This is a genomic window from Pseudomonas sp. Z4-20 (assembly GCF_051131955.1).
Taxonomy (GTDB): domain Bacteria; phylum Pseudomonadota; class Gammaproteobacteria; order Pseudomonadales; family Pseudomonadaceae; genus Aquipseudomonas; species Aquipseudomonas marvdashtae.
Genome location: NZ_CP071641.1, coordinates 962,158 through 977,372, shown reverse-complemented (window position 1 = coordinate 977,372; position 15,215 = coordinate 962,158). Strand labels below are relative to the sequence as shown.

General features: G+C 60.4%; 14 protein-coding genes. 10 read left to right on the top strand and 4 right to left on the bottom strand.

What is annotated here, in order from left to right:
• The first annotated feature begins 7 nt into the window (after nucleotides 1–7).
• Together J3P82_RS04610 and J3P82_RS04605 are read left to right on the top strand one after the other, a co-directional pair.
• Nucleotides 8–976 (top strand): ABC transporter ATP-binding protein, encoded by a 969-nt coding sequence (locus J3P82_RS04610; protein ID WP_434561069.1) that lies wholly within the window; start codon nucleotides 8–10, stop codon nucleotides 974–976.
• Nucleotides 976–1,956, top strand: a complete 981-nt coding sequence (locus J3P82_RS04605; protein WP_434561067.1) for a peptide ABC transporter ATP-binding protein — start codon at nucleotides 976–978, stop codon at nucleotides 1,954–1,956. Before J3P82_RS04610 ends, J3P82_RS04605 begins: the two co-directional genes overlap by 1 nt.
• A gap of 183 nt (nucleotides 1,957–2,139) precedes the next feature.
• Here the strand turns inward: J3P82_RS04605 and J3P82_RS04600 are convergent, their stop codons facing one another.
• Complete coding sequence (locus J3P82_RS04600; RefSeq protein WP_434561065.1) at nucleotides 2,140–2,391, bottom strand: hypothetical protein; 252 nt, start codon at nucleotides 2,389–2,391, stop codon at nucleotides 2,140–2,142.
• Between the two features lie 461 nt (nucleotides 2,392–2,852).
• Here J3P82_RS04600 and J3P82_RS04595 point away from each other — a divergent pair, with 461 nt between their 5' ends.
• Nucleotides 2,853–3,800: an IS110 family transposase gene (locus tag J3P82_RS04595; RefSeq protein ID WP_434561063.1), complete on the top strand. Its 948-nt coding sequence runs from the start codon at nucleotides 2,853–2,855 to the stop codon at nucleotides 3,798–3,800.
• Nucleotides 3,801–3,843: 43 nt separating this feature from the next.
• On the opposite strand, the gene J3P82_RS04590 is transcribed toward J3P82_RS04595, so the two are convergent.
• From J3P82_RS04590 to J3P82_RS04580, 3 genes are all read right to left on the bottom strand, one after another.
• Complete coding sequence (locus tag J3P82_RS04590; protein ID WP_434561061.1) at nucleotides 3,844–5,433, bottom strand: peptide chain release factor 3; 1,590 nt, start codon at nucleotides 5,431–5,433, stop codon at nucleotides 3,844–3,846.
• A gap of 213 nt (nucleotides 5,434–5,646) precedes the next feature.
• The gene (locus J3P82_RS04585) at nucleotides 5,647–5,976 is read right to left on the bottom strand and encodes an XRE family transcriptional regulator (RefSeq protein ID WP_434561059.1); all 330 of its coding nucleotides are present in this window, start codon (nucleotides 5,974–5,976) and stop codon (nucleotides 5,647–5,649) included.
• A 4-nt stretch (nucleotides 5,977–5,980) separates the two neighbouring features.
• Nucleotides 5,981–6,337: a type II toxin-antitoxin system RelE/ParE family toxin gene (locus tag J3P82_RS04580; RefSeq protein ID WP_434561057.1), complete on the bottom strand. Its 357-nt coding sequence runs from the start codon at nucleotides 6,335–6,337 to the stop codon at nucleotides 5,981–5,983.
• 422 nt (nucleotides 6,338–6,759) lie between these two features.
• Here J3P82_RS04580 and J3P82_RS04575 point away from each other — a divergent pair, with 422 nt between their 5' ends.
• From J3P82_RS04575 to J3P82_RS04545, 7 genes are all read left to right on the top strand, one after another.
• Nucleotides 6,760–7,476: an ABC transporter permease gene (locus J3P82_RS04575; protein WP_434561055.1), complete on the top strand. Its 717-nt coding sequence runs from the start codon at nucleotides 6,760–6,762 to the stop codon at nucleotides 7,474–7,476.
• A 24-nt stretch (nucleotides 7,477–7,500) separates the two neighbouring features.
• Nucleotides 7,501–8,403: a glycine betaine ABC transporter substrate-binding protein gene (locus J3P82_RS04570; RefSeq protein WP_434561053.1), complete on the top strand. Its 903-nt coding sequence runs from the start codon at nucleotides 7,501–7,503 to the stop codon at nucleotides 8,401–8,403.
• Nucleotides 8,404–8,418: 15 nt separating this feature from the next.
• Entirely contained in the window at nucleotides 8,419–9,072 is a 654-nt protein-coding gene (locus tag J3P82_RS04565) for an ABC transporter permease (RefSeq protein WP_434561051.1), read from the top strand.
• Nucleotides 9,069–10,220, top strand: coding sequence for an osmoprotectant ABC transporter ATP-binding protein OsmV (locus J3P82_RS04560; protein WP_434561049.1), 1,152 nt, complete (start codon nucleotides 9,069–9,071; stop codon nucleotides 10,218–10,220). Before J3P82_RS04565 ends, J3P82_RS04560 begins: the two co-directional genes overlap by 4 nt.
• A gap of 487 nt (nucleotides 10,221–10,707) precedes the next feature.
• Entirely contained in the window at nucleotides 10,708–11,871 is a 1,164-nt protein-coding gene (locus J3P82_RS04555; protein ID WP_434561047.1) for a type III PLP-dependent enzyme, read from the top strand.
• Nucleotides 11,872–11,913: 42 nt separating this feature from the next.
• Nucleotides 11,914–12,282 carry a hypothetical protein gene (locus tag J3P82_RS04550; RefSeq protein ID WP_434561045.1) on the top strand — a complete coding sequence of 123 codons (369 nt, stop codon included), beginning with the start codon at nucleotides 11,914–11,916 and terminating at the stop codon, nucleotides 12,280–12,282.
• Nucleotides 12,283–12,638: 356 nt separating this feature from the next.
• The gene (locus J3P82_RS04545) at nucleotides 12,639–15,164 is read left to right on the top strand and encodes a PepSY domain-containing protein (protein ID WP_434561043.1); all 2,526 of its coding nucleotides are present in this window, start codon (nucleotides 12,639–12,641) and stop codon (nucleotides 15,162–15,164) included.
• The last annotated feature ends 51 nt before the right edge of the window (nucleotides 15,165–15,215 follow it).

Genomic DNA, 15,215 nt, shown 5'->3' with positions numbered 1-15,215 from the left:
GATTCCCATGTCACTGCTAGAAATCAAGAATCTCAACGTCCGCTTCGGCGACGCCACCGCCGTGCCGGTGGTCGACGGCCTCGACCTGAGCGTGGAAAAAGGCGAAGTCCTGGCCATCGTCGGCGAATCCGGCTCGGGTAAATCCGTGACCATGATGGCGCTGATGGGCCTGATCGAGCACCCCGGCATCGTCACCGCCGATGCGCTGAACTTCGACGGCAAGAACATGCTCAAGCTGAGCAACCGCCAGCGCCGGCAGATCGTCGGCAAGGACCTGGCGATGGTTTTCCAGGACCCGATGACCGCGCTCAACCCCAGCTACACCGTGGGTTTCCAGATCGAAGAAGTGCTGCGCCTGCACCTGAAAATGTCCGGCAAGGCCGCGCGCAAGCGCGCCATCGAACTGCTGGAAAAAGTCGAGATCCCCGGCGCTTCCAGCCGCATGGACGCCTACCCGCATCAACTGTCCGGCGGCATGAGCCAGCGCGTGGCGATTGCCATGGCGATTGCCGGCGAGCCGAAACTGCTGATCGCCGACGAACCGACCACCGCCCTGGACGTGACCATCCAGGCGCAGATCATGGACCTGCTGCTGGCCCTGCAAAAAGAGCAGGACATGGGCCTGGTGCTGATCACCCACGACCTCGCCGTGGTGGCTGAAACCGCCCAGCGTGTATGCGTGATGTACGCCGGCCAAGCGGTGGAAGTGGGCCAGGTGCCGGAGCTGTTCGACATCCCGGCGCACCCGTACAGCGAAGCGCTGCTGGCAGCGATTCCGGAGCACAGCATGGGCGCCGAGCGCCTGGCGACCTTGCCGGGCATCGTGCCCGGTCGCTACGACCGTCCGCAAGGCTGCCTGCTGTCGCCGCGCTGCCCGTACGTGCGCGATAACTGCCGCCAGGAGCGCCCAGCCCTCGATCCGAAATCCAACAGCCTCGCCCGCTGCTTCTACCCGTTGAACCAGGAGGTGGCGTGATGGCCGTCGTACTTACCGCCCGTGACCTGACCCGTCATTACGAAGTGTCCCGTGGCATGTTCAAGGGCCATGCGACCGTGCGCGCCCTCAACGGTGTGTCGTTCGAACTGGAAGCCGGCAAGACCCTGGCCGTGGTCGGTGAGTCCGGTTGCGGCAAATCCACCCTCGCCCGGGCCCTGACGCTGATTGAAGAACCGTCCTCCGGCTCCTTGAAAATCGCCGGCCAGGAAGTGACCGGCGCCAACAAGGCCGAACGCAAGCAACTGCGCAAAGACGTGCAGATGGTCTTCCAGAGCCCGTACGCGTCCCTCAACCCGCGGCAGAAAATCGGTGATCAACTGGCCGAGCCGTTGCTGATCAACACCAACCTCTCGGCCACCGAGCGTCGCGACAAGGTTCAGGCGATGATGAAGCAGGTGGGCCTGCGCCCCGAGCATTACCAGCGCTACCCGCACATGTTCTCCGGCGGCCAGCGCCAGCGCATCGCCCTGGCGCGCGCAATGATGCTGCAACCCAAGGTGCTGGTGGCGGACGAACCGACCTCGGCGCTGGACGTGTCGATCCAGGCCCAGGTGCTGAACCTGTTCATGGACCTGCAGCAGGAATTCAACACCGCCTACGTGTTCATTTCCCACAACCTGGCGGTGGTGCAGCACGTCGCCGATGACGTGATGGTGATGTACCTCGGCCGCCCGGTGGAAATGGGCCCTAACGAGAATATCTACAGCCGTCCGCTGCACCCGTACACCCAGGCGCTGCTGTCGGCCACCCCGACCATCCACCCGGACCCGAACAAGCCGAAGATCAAGATCGTCGGCGAACTGCCCAACCCGCTCAACCCGCCGTCCGGCTGCGCGTTTCACAAGCGCTGCCCGTATGCGACCGAGCGTTGCAAGACTGAAGAGCCGGCGTTGCGGCCGTTGGATAACCGGCTGGTGGCGTGTCACTACGCCGAGCGGTTCCTCGACGGCGCGGCGTAAGGCTTAAAGGCAGCGAAGCACTTAAGGCAGAAAAGCCCTGGTGGCGAGGGAGCTTGCTCCCGCTGGACTGCGCAGCAGTCCCAAAAAGGGCCGCTACGCGCCCCAGCGGGAGCAAGCTCCCTCGCCACGGGCAATAAAAAACCTCCAGTCCGATCAGGGCTGGAGGTTTTTTATGTCGGATATCTACGTCTGGCTATCGCCCTCGGCATCCTCATCGTCATCCGGCGTGTCGATTGGCGAACCATCATCATCCTCGCCATCATCCGGATCGCCTGCATCCGCATCGGTCGCGGCAAGCATCAACTCGCCCTGCGCCACCGATCCGCTCGATGCATGTTTTTCATGCTCATCGCACTCAGCCCAGGCAACCGTTGAACCGAGGGACAGCATCACCAACACCTTCAACAAAAACATCATGCGTAGCAGCTTATTCATGACCAATTCCTTCTTTTCCGGATTAAAGCCGGGGGGCCGACGGCACTCAGGAAAATCTAGTTCTGAACTGCCCGGTTCACCAGATAAGACGCCACCGAACCACCAGAAATGCCCCCGCACAACAGAATGGTTTCGAATAAGCGTTATCTCCAATCCGACTAACACTCCGAAACCCATGTGGGAGCGAGCTTGCTCGCGATGAGGGCAGCACTCCAACATCGATGCAAACTGACCCACCGCTATCGCGAGCAAGCTCGCTTGTATGGTAGGACTTGAAGGGAGGAGGAGGGACAAGGCTCGATTCTGACTGTTGACGCAGTACAGACCGTGGGAGATTTCGCCCCTCCTCCTTTCACCTAAGCGCCGATAAAGAATGCATCTGGCTAGACCGACGATAGGAACAAGCCTGCGCCTCTGGGTGAGCCCTTCAAGTGCTCAAACCTTATCTCGGAGGAAATCCTATGGCAATGCCGGTCTCTTTATCAAAACCGATCGTGGGTGTGGATGTCGCCAAGAATGAATTGGTGATTTATCAGGCCGATAGCGATCTGCTTGAAGAGATCCCTAATACCAAAACATCCATCAAGCAGTGGCTGAAGGCCTTGCCATGCCCCGTGTCTATTGCCATTGAGGCAACCAACATCTACCACCTGGAGTTTGCTGATCTGGCCTATGAGGCCGGTTGCACGATTTACATGGTGGGCGGCTATGAACTCAAACATTACCGCGAAGGCGTGAAGATCCGCGCTAAAACCGACGCCTTGGACGCCAGGCTGCTGGCCCGTTACCTGAAAAACGAAGCCGAGGAGTTGCGCCCATGGACCCCGCCCTCACCGCTGTACCGCCAGCTCCTGAGCCTTTTCCGCCGTCGCGCAGCCTTGGTCCAGGCCAGGGTCGGCCTAGTGCAGAGCTGGTCGAATGAGCCGCTGCTCAAGGCGGCTTTTGCCGAACAAATAAAGTCCATGCAGCGGCTTGAAACGATGATCGAAAAGACGATCAACGATCAGCTCAAAGAAGCCGGTTTGCTCGGTCAACTGAAGCGCTGCCTGAAAGTTGAGAGCATTGGATTTCTAACCGGAGCACGCTTGCTCACGGCGTTTCAGCGGGGGGAATTTAGCAACGCGGATGCGTTTATCGCCTTTCTGGGCATGGATCTGCGGGTATCGAAATCTGGGCAAAAGGACGGTCGCCGCAGCTTGACCAAGCGCGGAGACCCCGAAGCCCGCCGGCTTTTGCACAATGCAGCGATGTCGGCTAGCCGTACAAAAGCCTGGAAACGGTTTTACGAAGCCCAAAGAGCTCGAGGCTTCAGCACCACTCAGGCGTTGGTAATGCAGGCTCGCAAGCTTGCTCGGGTGGTATTCGCCTTGCTGAAAGGGCAAAGCGAATATCAGCCAAAAGCCAGTTGAGGGCTTTCCCTCAACCATAGAATCTCCCACAATGGGTCACACCTTAGTGATGCTCCCGCGTCGCGCGGAATTTCACGTCCGGCCAGCGCTCTTCCATCAACGCCAGGTTCACCCGCGTAGGCGCCAAGTAGGTCAAATGCCCGCCGCCATCCAGCGCAAGGTTTTCCACAGCCTTGTTGGAAAACTCCTCTAGCTTCTTCTTGTCACCGCATTCGACCCAACGCGCCGAGTACACGGTGATCGGCTCATAGGAGCACTCGACCTTGTATTCCTCTTTCAAGCGGCTGGCGACGACGTCGAACTGCAGCACACCGACGGCGCCGAGGATGATGTCGTTGCTGCGCTCCGGGAAGAACACCTGGGTGGCGCCCTCTTCGGCCAGTTGCTGCAAACCTTGGCGCAGTTGCTTGGACTTGAGCGGATCCTTCAGGCGCACGCGACGGAACAGTTCCGGGGCGAAGTGTGGGATGCCGGTGAAGCCCAGGGTTTCGCCTTCGGTGAAGGTGTCGCCGATCTGGATGGTGCCGTGGTTGTGCAAACCGATGATGTCACCGGCGAAGGCCTCTTCCAGTTGCTCGCGCTCCGAGGAGAAGAACGTCAGGGCGTCGCCGATGCGCACGTCCTTGCCGGTGCGCACGTGGCGCATCTTCATGCCTTTTTCGTATTTGCCGGAGCAGATGCGCATGAAGGCGATGCGGTCGCGGTGCTTGGGGTCCATGTTCGCCTGGATCTTGAACACGAAGCCGGCGAACTTCTCTTCCACCGGCTCCACGGTGCGCTCGTTGGCGACCCGTGCCAGCGGGCGCGGGGCCCAATTCACCACGGCGTCGAGGACGTGGTCGACGCCGAAGTTGCCCAGGGCGGTGCCGAAGAACACCGGGGTCAGTTGGCCGTCGAGGAATTCCTGCTGGTTGAACTCATGGCAGGCGCCCTGCACCAGCTCCAACTGGTCGACGAAGCGGTCGTACTCGTCGCCCAAGTGCGCGCGGGCTTCGTCGGAGTCGAGCTTCTCGATGATTTTGACTTCGGTGCGCTCGTGCCCGTGACCGGCGGTGTAGACGATGATGTAGTCATCGGCCAGGTGATACACGCCCTTGAAGTCGCGGTAGCAGCCGATCGGCCAGGTGATCGGTGCGGCCTTGATCTTCAGGACCGCTTCGATCTCGTCGAGCAATTCGATCGGGTCGCGGATGTCACGGTCGAGTTTGTTGATGAAGCTGACGATCGGCGTGTCCCGCAGACGGCAGACGTCCATCAGCGCGATGGTCCGTGGCTCGACGCCCTTACCGCCGTCGAGGACCATCAAGGCCGAGTCCACCGCGGTCAGGGTGCGGTAGGTGTCTTCGGAGAAGTCTTCGTGGCCCGGGGTGTCGAGCAGGTTGATCATGTGCTCGCGATACGGGAACTGCATGACCGACGTGGTAATGGAAATACCCCGTTGTTTTTCCATTTCCATCCAATCGGAGGTGGCATGGCGGTCGGACTTGCGGGATTTCACCGTGCCGGCCACCGCAATCGCCTTGCCCATCAGCAAGAGCTTTTCGGTGATGGTGGTCTTACCGGCATCGGGGTGGGAAATAATGGCGAAAGTGCGTCTGGCATTGACTTCATTGACAATTTTGCTGTCGGACATCGTTCAAAATCTCGATTGTGCATGCTGTTATGCACACACTGAAAAATTTGCTTTTGGCCGATTGCACAGGCCAGTACAGGGAACCGCGCATTGTAACAAAGGGTGGGCGGGAGCGCTCGGTACGATGGCCGATAGCGCTTGGCGGGGACTGCGCCCTCGCCGAAAGAGGTTGACTGCAAACCAAAAGGCCATCCGTCTGGATGGCCTTTTTTCTTACTGGCAGTCCGTGTTCAGGTCACGAAGTCCTTCCAGCTTCACGGGGCCACGACCGGGAAGCCGGGCAACCAATTCCAGTGTTCCCCCCATAGCCTCAACATATTCACGCAGCGTAGAGAGCAGCATGTCGGTACGCTTCTCCACTTTAGAGACGTTGCCTTGCTTCATGTGGAGAAGACCAGCCATAGTCTCCTGGGTGAGATTCAGCTCCTTGCGCAGTTCCTGCAGGGTCATCTGTTCTGCAATGAGCTCCGCGCCGCGCTGTTCGATCTTTTGTCGACGGGCAGCGGGAAGCCCTTTCATAATCTCGTCGATTGACTTAGCCATTGCCTTACCCTTTCTTCAGTGTGCTCAGGTGCCGGTCAAAGCGGACATCTGCTGTCTTGATCAAGTCCTTATAGAACTTCTTCTGGCTACCGCCTGACTTGTCATTCCCAACCAGCAGGACAGCTTTCCTTTCCAGATCGAACGCGAAGGCCACACGCCAGACCCCATCATCCGCCTTGAAACGCAACTCTTTCATATTGGCATGCTTTGAGCCGTTGAGAGTGTCCACCTGCGGGCGCCCTAGTTCCGGACCGAATCGCTCGAGTACTTTGAGCTGGGCCAGCAGCTCATCCTGAACCGCCTCGGCCATGGCCCCGAATTCCGGCTCAAACTCATCACAAAACTCGACAATCCATGGCATTGCAAATATGTCCTTAAGAGAATATTCCGTCAAGTATATAATTCAACCCTACCCGATCCCGGCCGATTCCATACGGCCTGTTTGATCACGGGGAAATCACCTGGCAGGTGATTCAAAAAAAGGGCAGAAACTATAGCCCAACTTGTGCCAAGAACCGAACCGTTGAGCACATCAAGGGTGGCCAGATGCTTCCCCGCATGGGAACCTTTTGCAACGTGGAGGCGTCCACCACCCTGATACGAGCAACCGTCAGGGTCTGCAAAATCAGCAAGTTAGCCTGACGAGGCTGCGCTCATGGCTCGATTCAACAGCCGTTTTACCGGCATTGAAAAGAGCTGCTTCTCGCGAACGTTGTCCCGGCAACCAGTGATGGTTTGCCGCCCGGGAAAGCGTGCGTCGACTGAAAAAAAAGGAGTCCGCCTGTGGCTATCCGCTATGGCAAAGGGCTTATTGGGGGTGCGGTCGTCGTCGCCCTCCTGGCCCTGTTGGTCCACTGGATCGGCATCGATACGATCCACCGTTACCGCGACGACCTGCTGTTTTACCTGCAAGCGCACCTGATGCTTGTATTGGCCTCCATGCTGGCGGCCCTGATCGTCGGCATCCCCGCCGGCATCGCCCTCAGCCGCCCCGGCCTGGTCGGGCGCGCCGAACGCTTCATGCAAGTGTTCAATATCGGCAATACGGTGCCGCCCCTGGCCGTGTTGGCCATCGCCCTGGGCATCCTGGGCATCGGCAGCGGACCCGCCATCTTCGCCCTGTTCCTCGCCTCGCTGCTGCCCATCGTGCGCAACACCTACGAAGGCTTGAAGAACGTCCAGGGTTCGCTCAAGGAAGCCGCCGTCGGCATCGGCATGACCCCGCGCCAAGTGCTCTGGAAAGTCGAACTGCCCAACGCCGTGCCGATCATCGTCGGTGGCGTGCGCGTGGCGTTGGCGATCAACGTCGGCACCGCGCCCCTGGCCTTCCTGATCGGCGCCAACAGTCTCGGCAGCCTGATCTTCCCCGGCATCGCCTTGAATAACCAGCCGCAATTGTTGCTCGGCGCCGCTTGCACGGCGTTGCTGGCATTGCTGCTTGACGGCCTGGTGACCCTGGCCAGCCGCCTCTGGCTGGAACGCGGTCTGCGACCGTCCTGAGCCTGGTTGGATAAAGGAATCGTTATGAAGAAGTTGAGCTTGATCCTGGGCTGCCTGCTGCTGTTCGCGGGATTCGCCCAAGCCGCTGAAAAACCGCTGATCCGCCTCGGTGCCCGGGTGTTCACCGAGCAGACCCTGCTGGCCGAGATCACCGCGCAATACCTGCGCGACAAGGGCTACGACGCTCAGGTCACTGGCGGGCTGGGCAGCAACCTGGCCCGCAGCGCCCATGAAACCGGGCAACTGGATTTACTCTGGGAATACACTGGCGTGTCGCTCGTGTCCTACAACCATGTCACGGAAAAACTCGACAGCGCCCAGTCCTACGCCCGAGTGAAAGAACTCGACGCGAAAAAGGGCCTGGTCTGGCTGGCACCGTCGAAATTCAGCAACACCTACGCCTTGGCCCTGCCGGAAAAGGTCGCGAAGAAATATCCGCAGATCAACTCCATCAGCCAATTGAATACAGTGTTGCAGGCCGAGGCCGAGGAAAATCACCTGGTCGCGCTGGACACCGAGTTCGCCAACCGCTCCGACGGCCTGGCCGGCATGGTCGAACAGTACGGCATGAACCTGACCCGCAAGAACATCCGGCAGATGGACGCGGGCCTGGTCTATACCGCCCTGCGTAACAGCCAGGTATTCGCCGGCTTGGTGTACACCACCGACGGGCGCTTGAACGCGTTCAAGCTGAAGTTGCTGGAAGACGACAAGCATTACTTCCCCGACTACACCGCCGCGCCGGTGGTGCGCCAGGCATTCCTCGATGCGCACCCGCAGCTGTCCGCGCAGCTCAAGCCGCTGGCCGAGCTGTTTGATGACGCAACCATGCGCCAGCTCAACGCCCGGGTGGATGTCGATCACGAAAGCCCTTCCGCCGTTGCCGCCGATTTCCTGCGCAAGCATTCGCTGCTCTCAACCCAATGACCTGGAGGAAAAGCCATGGATTTTCTTGACGCCTTTTCCCATCTGGACTGGCCGCTGGTGCTGCACCTGACCTGGCAGCACATCGCCCTGGTGGGCATCGCCGTGACCCTGGCGATTATGGTCGGCGTGCCGCTGGGCATTTTCATGACCCGCTTCCCGGCGCTCGCAGGCCCCTTGCAGGCCAGCGCCACGGTGCTGTTGACGATTCCGTCGATTGCGCTGTTCGGCCTGTTGCTGCCGTTCTATTCCAAGTTCGGCCAAGGCCTGGGGCCGATGCCGGCGATCACCGCCGTGTTCCTTTATTCGCTGTTGCCGATCATGCGCAACACCTACCTGGCCTTGACCGGCGTCGAACCGGGCATTCGTGAAGCCGCTCGCGGCATCGGCATGACCTTCAGCCAGCGCCTGCGCATGGTCGAACTGCCGATTGCCGTGCCGGTGATCCTCGCCGGCGTACGCACCGCCGTGGTCATGAACATCGGCGTCATGACCATCGCCGCCACCATCGGCGCCGGTGGCCTGGGCGTGCTCATCCTCGCTTCCATCAGCCGCAGCGACATGTCGATGCTGATCGTCGGCGCCGTACTGGTCAGCCTCCTGGCCATCTTCGCCGACCTGCTTCTGCAATGGCTGCAACGCACGCTGACTCCTAAAGGACTCCTCAAATGATCGAACTTCAAAACCTCAGCAAAACCTTCAAGAGCAACGGCAAGGATGTAAAGGCCGTGGACTCGGTGAACCTGATCGTCAACGAAGGCGAGATTTGCGTGTTCCTCGGGCCGTCGGGCTGTGGCAAGAGCACCACCCTGAAGATGATCAACCGGCTGATCCCGCCCACTTCGGGCAAGGTGTTGATCAATGGTGAAGACACCACCGGCCTCGACGAAGTGACCCTGCGCCGTAACATCGGCTACGTGATCCAACAGATCGGCCTGTTTCCGAACATGACCATCGAGGAGAACATCACGGTGGTCCCGCGCCTGCTCGGCTGGGACAAACAGAAATGCCACGACCGCGCCCGCGAGTTGATGAGCATGATCAAGCTCGAACCCAAGCAATATCTGCATCGCTATCCGCGTGAACTGTCCGGAGGCCAGCAGCAGCGAATCGGCGTGATCCGCGCCTTGGCGGCCGATGCGCCGCTGTTACTGATGGACGAACCGTTCGGCGCGGTCGACCCGATCAACCGCGAGATGATCCAGAACGAGTTCTTCGAGATGCAACGGGCGCTGAACAAGACCGTGATCATGGTCAGCCACGATATCGACGAGGCCATCAAGCTGGGGGATAAGATCGCGATCTTCCGCGCCGGCAAGCTGGTGCAATGCGATCACCCGGACACGCTGCTGGCGCATCCGGCCGACGAGTTCGTCAGCAACTTCGTCGGCCAGGACAGCACGCTCAAGCGACTGTTGCTGGTCAAGGCCGAAGACGCCGCCGACAACGCCCCGTCGGTCAGCCCCGAAACGCCAGTGGCCGAGGCATTGGAATTGATGGACGAGCATGACCGCCGCTACGTGGTGGTCACCTGTGCCGAGAATAAGGCCCTGGGCTACGTCCGCCGTCGCGACCTGCATCGCCAGACCGGCACTTGCGGGCAGTTTCTGCGCGAATTTAACGCCACCGCGGCCTACGACGAACACCTGCGGATCCTGTTGTCGCGCATGTATGAGTTCAACCGTTCGTGGCTGCCGGTGATGGACGCCGAGCGGGTCTTTCTTGGGGAAGTGACCCAGGAATCGATTGCCGAATACCTGAGCTCCGGTAAGTCCCGTGGGGGCAAGACCAGTATCGTCTCGCCGGCCGAAACAGCGTAGGCCCATGCGGCGACTGCCTTTGTGGCGAGGGAGCTTGCTCCCGCTTGGGTCGCGCAGCGGCCCTAAAAGCGATGGGCGCTTCGCACCCAAGCGGGAGCCAGCTCCCTCGCCACAAGGGCAAGCGCGACATTCAACAGGCTCGGAGACAGATCCAAGGGAACATCAACCTGTCACACCGGTCGGTTACATCATGAGCTGTCGCCGGCCGCACGACGGATGTGTGCAAAAACGCGACATTTTTAGTTGATCTCAGGCCCCTCACGCCCTAAAGTTCGCGCCGAACGTCCATGCTGGAAACGATCCATCCGGCTCAAGTACTGACGACGAGACAGCAAGGCCAAGGGAATCATGTATCCCATGGCCTTTTTGCTTTCGGCGACATGCCTTGGGAAGTAGGCGAACCAAAGTGGGGATACGGAGGACGTTCACGAGGGCTGCTTGCCCTCAAACCCATTGATCCTGATGTTTGCCAGTAGGAGTCCCAAGTATGTCGATCCAGGTCGAAGATTATTTCGCGCGCGAAACCTTCCAGAAAATGAAAGCCTTCGCCGACAAGCAGGAAACCCCGTTCGTGGTGATCGACACCGCGATGATCTCCAAGGCCTATGACGACCTGCGCGCCGGTTTCGACTTCGCCAAGGTCTACTACGCCGTCAAAGCCAACCCGGCGGTGGAAATCATCGACCTGCTCAAGGAAAAAGGTTCGAACTTCGACATCGCCTCGATCTATGAGTTGGATAAGGTCATGAGCCGTGGCGTCGGCCCGGATCAGATCAGCTACGGCAACACCATCAAGAAATCCCGCGACATCCGCTACTTCTACGAGAAGGGCGTGCGCCTGTACGCCACCGATTCCGAAGCCGACTTGCGCAACATCGCCAAGGCCGCGCCGGGCTCGAAAGTCTATGTGCGGATCCTCACCGAAGGCTCGACCACCGCTGACTGGCCGTTGTCGCGCAAGTTCGGCTGCCAGACCGACATGGCCATGGACCTGCTGATCCTGGCCCGCGACTTGGGCCTGGTGCCGTACGGCATTTCGTTCCACGTCGGCTCGCAACAGCGCGACATCAGCGTCTGGGACGCGGCCATCGCCAAGGTCAAGGTGATCTTCGAGCGTCTGAAGGAAGAAGACGGCATCGTCCTGCAACTGATCAATATGGGTGGCGGCTTCCCGGCCAACTACATCACCCGCACCAACAGCCTGGAAACCTACGCTGAGGAAATCATCCGCTTCCTCAAGGAAGACTTCGGCGACGAGCTGCCGGAAATCATCCTGGAGCCGGGCCGTTCGTTGATCGCCAACGCCGGTATCCTGGTCAGCGAAGTGGTGCTGGTGGCGCGCAAGTCCCGTACCGCCGTCGAGCGTTGGGTGTACACGGACGTGGGCAAGTTCTCCGGCCTGATCGAAACCATGGACGAAGCCATCAAGTTCCCGATCTGGACCGAGAAGAAAGGCGAGATGGAAGAAGTGGTCATCGCCGGCCCGACTTGCGACAGTGCCGACATCATGTATGAGAACTACAAGTACGGCTTGCCGTTGAACCTGGCGATTGGTGATCGCTTGTACTGGCTGTCGACCGGGGCTTATACCACCAGTTATAGCGCGGTGGAATTCAATGGGTTTCCGCCGTTGAAGTCGTTTTACGTGTAAGTCTTATCAATAAAACAGGCCCGTGATTACACGGGCTTTTTTTTGGATGAGCTCAATTACAAAATCAGCATTCTGAACAATCTTCATATCCCGGTCCTCGTTGAGGAGTTCAGCGCTCTTCGCAAGGAAACCAGCAACACCTACGACCCTGCGAAACGCGCCATCACCCTGATTCCCGTCTCATTGCAAACCGATGAGATAGTTTCGTTGCGCAACGCTATGGAAACGTTTCGGGAAAACCCCGCCCTCGAACAGCAGCAAGCCATCGAAAGCCTCAATCAGGATATCCGAGTCGACCGACAGTTTTTCGCTGATCAAGGAATTGCTCCTCACCGCCAGCAACCTTGCCGTAATGAATCCATCCCCTACACAACTCAAGCTCATCCAAGCGGGTATGGACGTCGCCGGTAGACTGCTGGGCCTCGTCTCGGATGCCATCAAGTATGACAACCTGATCGGGGCCAGGCGCCAGGTTCAAGTTGAGCTGGACCGGCGTCGCCAGACGTCGGCGCCCACGCATAACGAACTCCAAACGCTAAGAGATCGCCATCAATTGCTGCTCGAGGCACAACGCGGAAAAACTCGATCCGCGGATACATTTCCTCGTCCACCAACGATGGGCTTGAACAGCCATCCACTTTGACGGCTTTGGAAAGCCCCGCTCATGCAAATGACCGGGGCTTTTTGGTGTGTTTATGAATGCTTCTCGATAACACACGGCATAATGCACGCCGTGATAAACAAGTAACGAATGAAAGGCGAGCGACGTGTTGAAGAAAACCCTGTTCCAGTTGCACTGGTTTTTCGGCATCAGTGCCGGGCTGGTCCTGGCGTTGATGGGCGTTACCGGGGCGGTGGTGTCGTTTCAGGATGAAATCCTGCGGGCCTTGAACCCGCAGGTGCTGACGGTCGAGACACAACCGGCCGGCGTCCTGCCGCCCGCCGAACTGGTGGAACAAATTGAAGCCGCGTCCGGCAAGACCGTCGCCATGCTCTGGGTCGAGACCGACAGCGGCAACGCCGCGCGAGCGATCTTCACGGCGCCGCCCGGAGAGAAACGCGGGCCGATGCGCTACTTCAATCCCTACAACGCGCAGTTCATGGGCGATGTGGTGGGCCAGGATTTCTTCGGCCTGATGCTGAGGCTGCACCGCGTCCTGACCCTGGACGACGTAGGCCGGCAGATCACCGGGGCCTGCACGCTGATCCTGGTGTTCTTCTGCCTATCCGGGCTGTACCTGCGCTGGCCGCGCCAGTGGAAAAACTGGCGCGCCTGGCTGACCCTCGATTGGGCGAAGAAGGGCCGTAGCTTCAACTGGGACCTGCATTCCGTCGCGGGCACCTGGTGCCTGGTCTTCTATCTCCTGGCCGCGCTGACCGGTCTGACCTGGTCCTACGAGTGGTACAACAAAGGCGTCATCCGCCTGCTGTCCGATTCGCCCGAGGAGGAGCGCGTGCGCAAGGCCGGCCCTGCGCCGGACGGGCCTGCGCCGATCGCCGATTACCGGGCGATGTGGAGCAGCATCTACAGCGCCGCCGGTCCCGGCCTGTCCGCCTATAACGTGCGCATGCCGCCCGTGGCGGGTCAGCCGGCAACGGTGTTCTACCTGCTGAAGAATTCACCCCACGACCGGGCGCTGAACCAGATCATGCTCAACCCGGCCACCGGCGTGGTCAGCCGTCACAGTCGCTACAGCGACAAGAGCCTCAAGGCGCAACTGCTGACCAGCATCTATGCGCTGCATGTCGGCAGCTATTTCGGCCTGGTTGGACGGATCCTGGTGACGGTCGCCGCGCTAACCATGCCGCTGTTTTTCATCACCGGCTGGTTGCTGTACCTGGACCGTCGGCGCAAGAAGCGCCAGGTCCGGCAGGCCCGCCAAGCGTTGGCCAACCCTCCCGGCGATGCCCCGGCGTGGCTGATCGGCTTCGCCAGCCAGAGCGGTTTCGCCGAGCAACTGGCCTGGCAGACTGCCGGCCAACTGCAGGCCGCCGGGTTGCCGGTGAAGGTGCGGCCGCTGGCCGGCGTCAGCGAGCAGGACCTGAGCACCTCCACCCGTGCCCTGTTCGTGGTCAGTACGTTTGGCGACGGCGAGGGCCCCGACAGCGCTCGCGGCTTCGAGCGCAAGGTGCTGGGCCGCGCCATGAGCCTGGAAAGCCTGCAGTACTCGGTGCTGGGCCTGGGCGACCGGCAATATGAAAACTTCTGCGGCTTCGCCCGGCGCCTGCACGCCTGGCTGGCGGAACACGGCGGCAAGACGTTGTTCGCGCCGGTAGAAGTCGACAGCGGCGACCCTTACGCCTTGCGTCATTGGCAACAGCAACTGGCCGAATTGACCGGCCAGGCGCCGGCGGATGCCTGGCAGGCACCGAGCTTCGAGCACTGGACGCTGAGCCAACGCACCCTGCTCAATCCCGACAGCAGCGGTTCGGGCGTCTACCTGCTGGGCCTTACCGCACCCGGCCCAAGCAGTTGGCTGGCCGGCGACCTGGTGGAAATCCTGCCACGCAACGCCCCGTGGGCCATCGAGCATTTCCTCGATGGCCTGGGCATCGCCGGGGTCGCTCGGGTGCAGGTCGATGGTTTGCAGCAGACGCTCGAGCAAGCCCTCGCGACGCGCCAATTGCCGGAAAATCGCACCCATCTGGTGGGCCTGCACGCCCAAGCCCTGGTGGACGCCTTGGCGCCCCTCGGCATGCGCGAATACTCCATCGCATCGATCCCGGCCGACGGTGTACTGGAGCTGATCGTACGCCAGGAGTGTCATGCCGACGGCAGCCTGGGCGTCGGCTCCGGCTGGCTCACCGAACATGCACCGTTGGGCCGCGCCATCAGCTTGCGGGTACGCCGCAACAGCAGCTTCCATTTGCCGCCCCAAGGCGTGCCGATGATTCTGCTGGGCAACGGCACCGGCCTGGCCGGCCTGCGCAGCTTGCTCAAGGCCCGCGTCGCCGAAGGCATGCAGCGCAACTGGCTGTTGTTTGGCGAGCGCAACCGCGAGCACGATTTCCACTGCCGCGATGAGCTGCAGGAATGGGTAACCTCCGGCGATCTGGAACGCCTGGACCTGGCGTTCTCACGGGATCAGGAACGGAAAATCTACGTTCAGGACCGCCTGCTGGAATCGGCGGCACTGCTCAAGGAATGGCTGGCCGACGGCGCGGTGATCTACGTGTGCGGCAGCCTGAAAGGGATGGCCTCGGGGGTGGATCACGTGCTCAACCTGGTGCTGGGGCACGAGGAAGTGGAACGGCTGATCGAGCAGGGACGTTATCGAAGGGATGTCTACTGACAGCCCGCCCTCTTCTGATCGTTCCCTCGTTACGCGCGGGAACGATCAGGC

Coding starts and splice junctions, on each gene's coding strand:
- J3P82_RS04610 (WP_434561069.1), top strand. CDS start 8: ATGTCACTGCTAGAAATCAAGAATCTCAACGTCCGCTTCGGCGACGCC.
- J3P82_RS04605 (WP_434561067.1), top strand. CDS start 976: ATGGCCGTCGTACTTACCGCCCGTGACCTGACCCGTCATTACGAAGTG.
- J3P82_RS04600 (WP_434561065.1), bottom strand. CDS start 2,391: ATGAATAAGCTGCTACGCATGATGTTTTTGTTGAAGGTGTTGGTGATG.
- J3P82_RS04595 (WP_434561063.1), top strand. CDS start 2,853: ATGGCAATGCCGGTCTCTTTATCAAAACCGATCGTGGGTGTGGATGTC.
- J3P82_RS04590 (WP_434561061.1), bottom strand. CDS start 5,433: ATGTCCGACAGCAAAATTGTCAATGAAGTCAATGCCAGACGCACTTTC.
- J3P82_RS04585 (WP_434561059.1), bottom strand. CDS start 5,976: ATGGCTAAGTCAATCGACGAGATTATGAAAGGGCTTCCCGCTGCCCGT.
- J3P82_RS04580 (WP_434561057.1), bottom strand. CDS start 6,337: ATGCCATGGATTGTCGAGTTTTGTGATGAGTTTGAGCCGGAATTCGGG.
- J3P82_RS04570 (WP_434561053.1), top strand. CDS start 7,501: ATGAAGAAGTTGAGCTTGATCCTGGGCTGCCTGCTGCTGTTCGCGGGA.
- J3P82_RS04565 (WP_434561051.1), top strand. CDS start 8,419: ATGGATTTTCTTGACGCCTTTTCCCATCTGGACTGGCCGCTGGTGCTG.
- J3P82_RS04560 (WP_434561049.1), top strand. CDS start 9,069: ATGATCGAACTTCAAAACCTCAGCAAAACCTTCAAGAGCAACGGCAAG.
- J3P82_RS04555 (WP_434561047.1), top strand. CDS start 10,708: ATGTCGATCCAGGTCGAAGATTATTTCGCGCGCGAAACCTTCCAGAAA.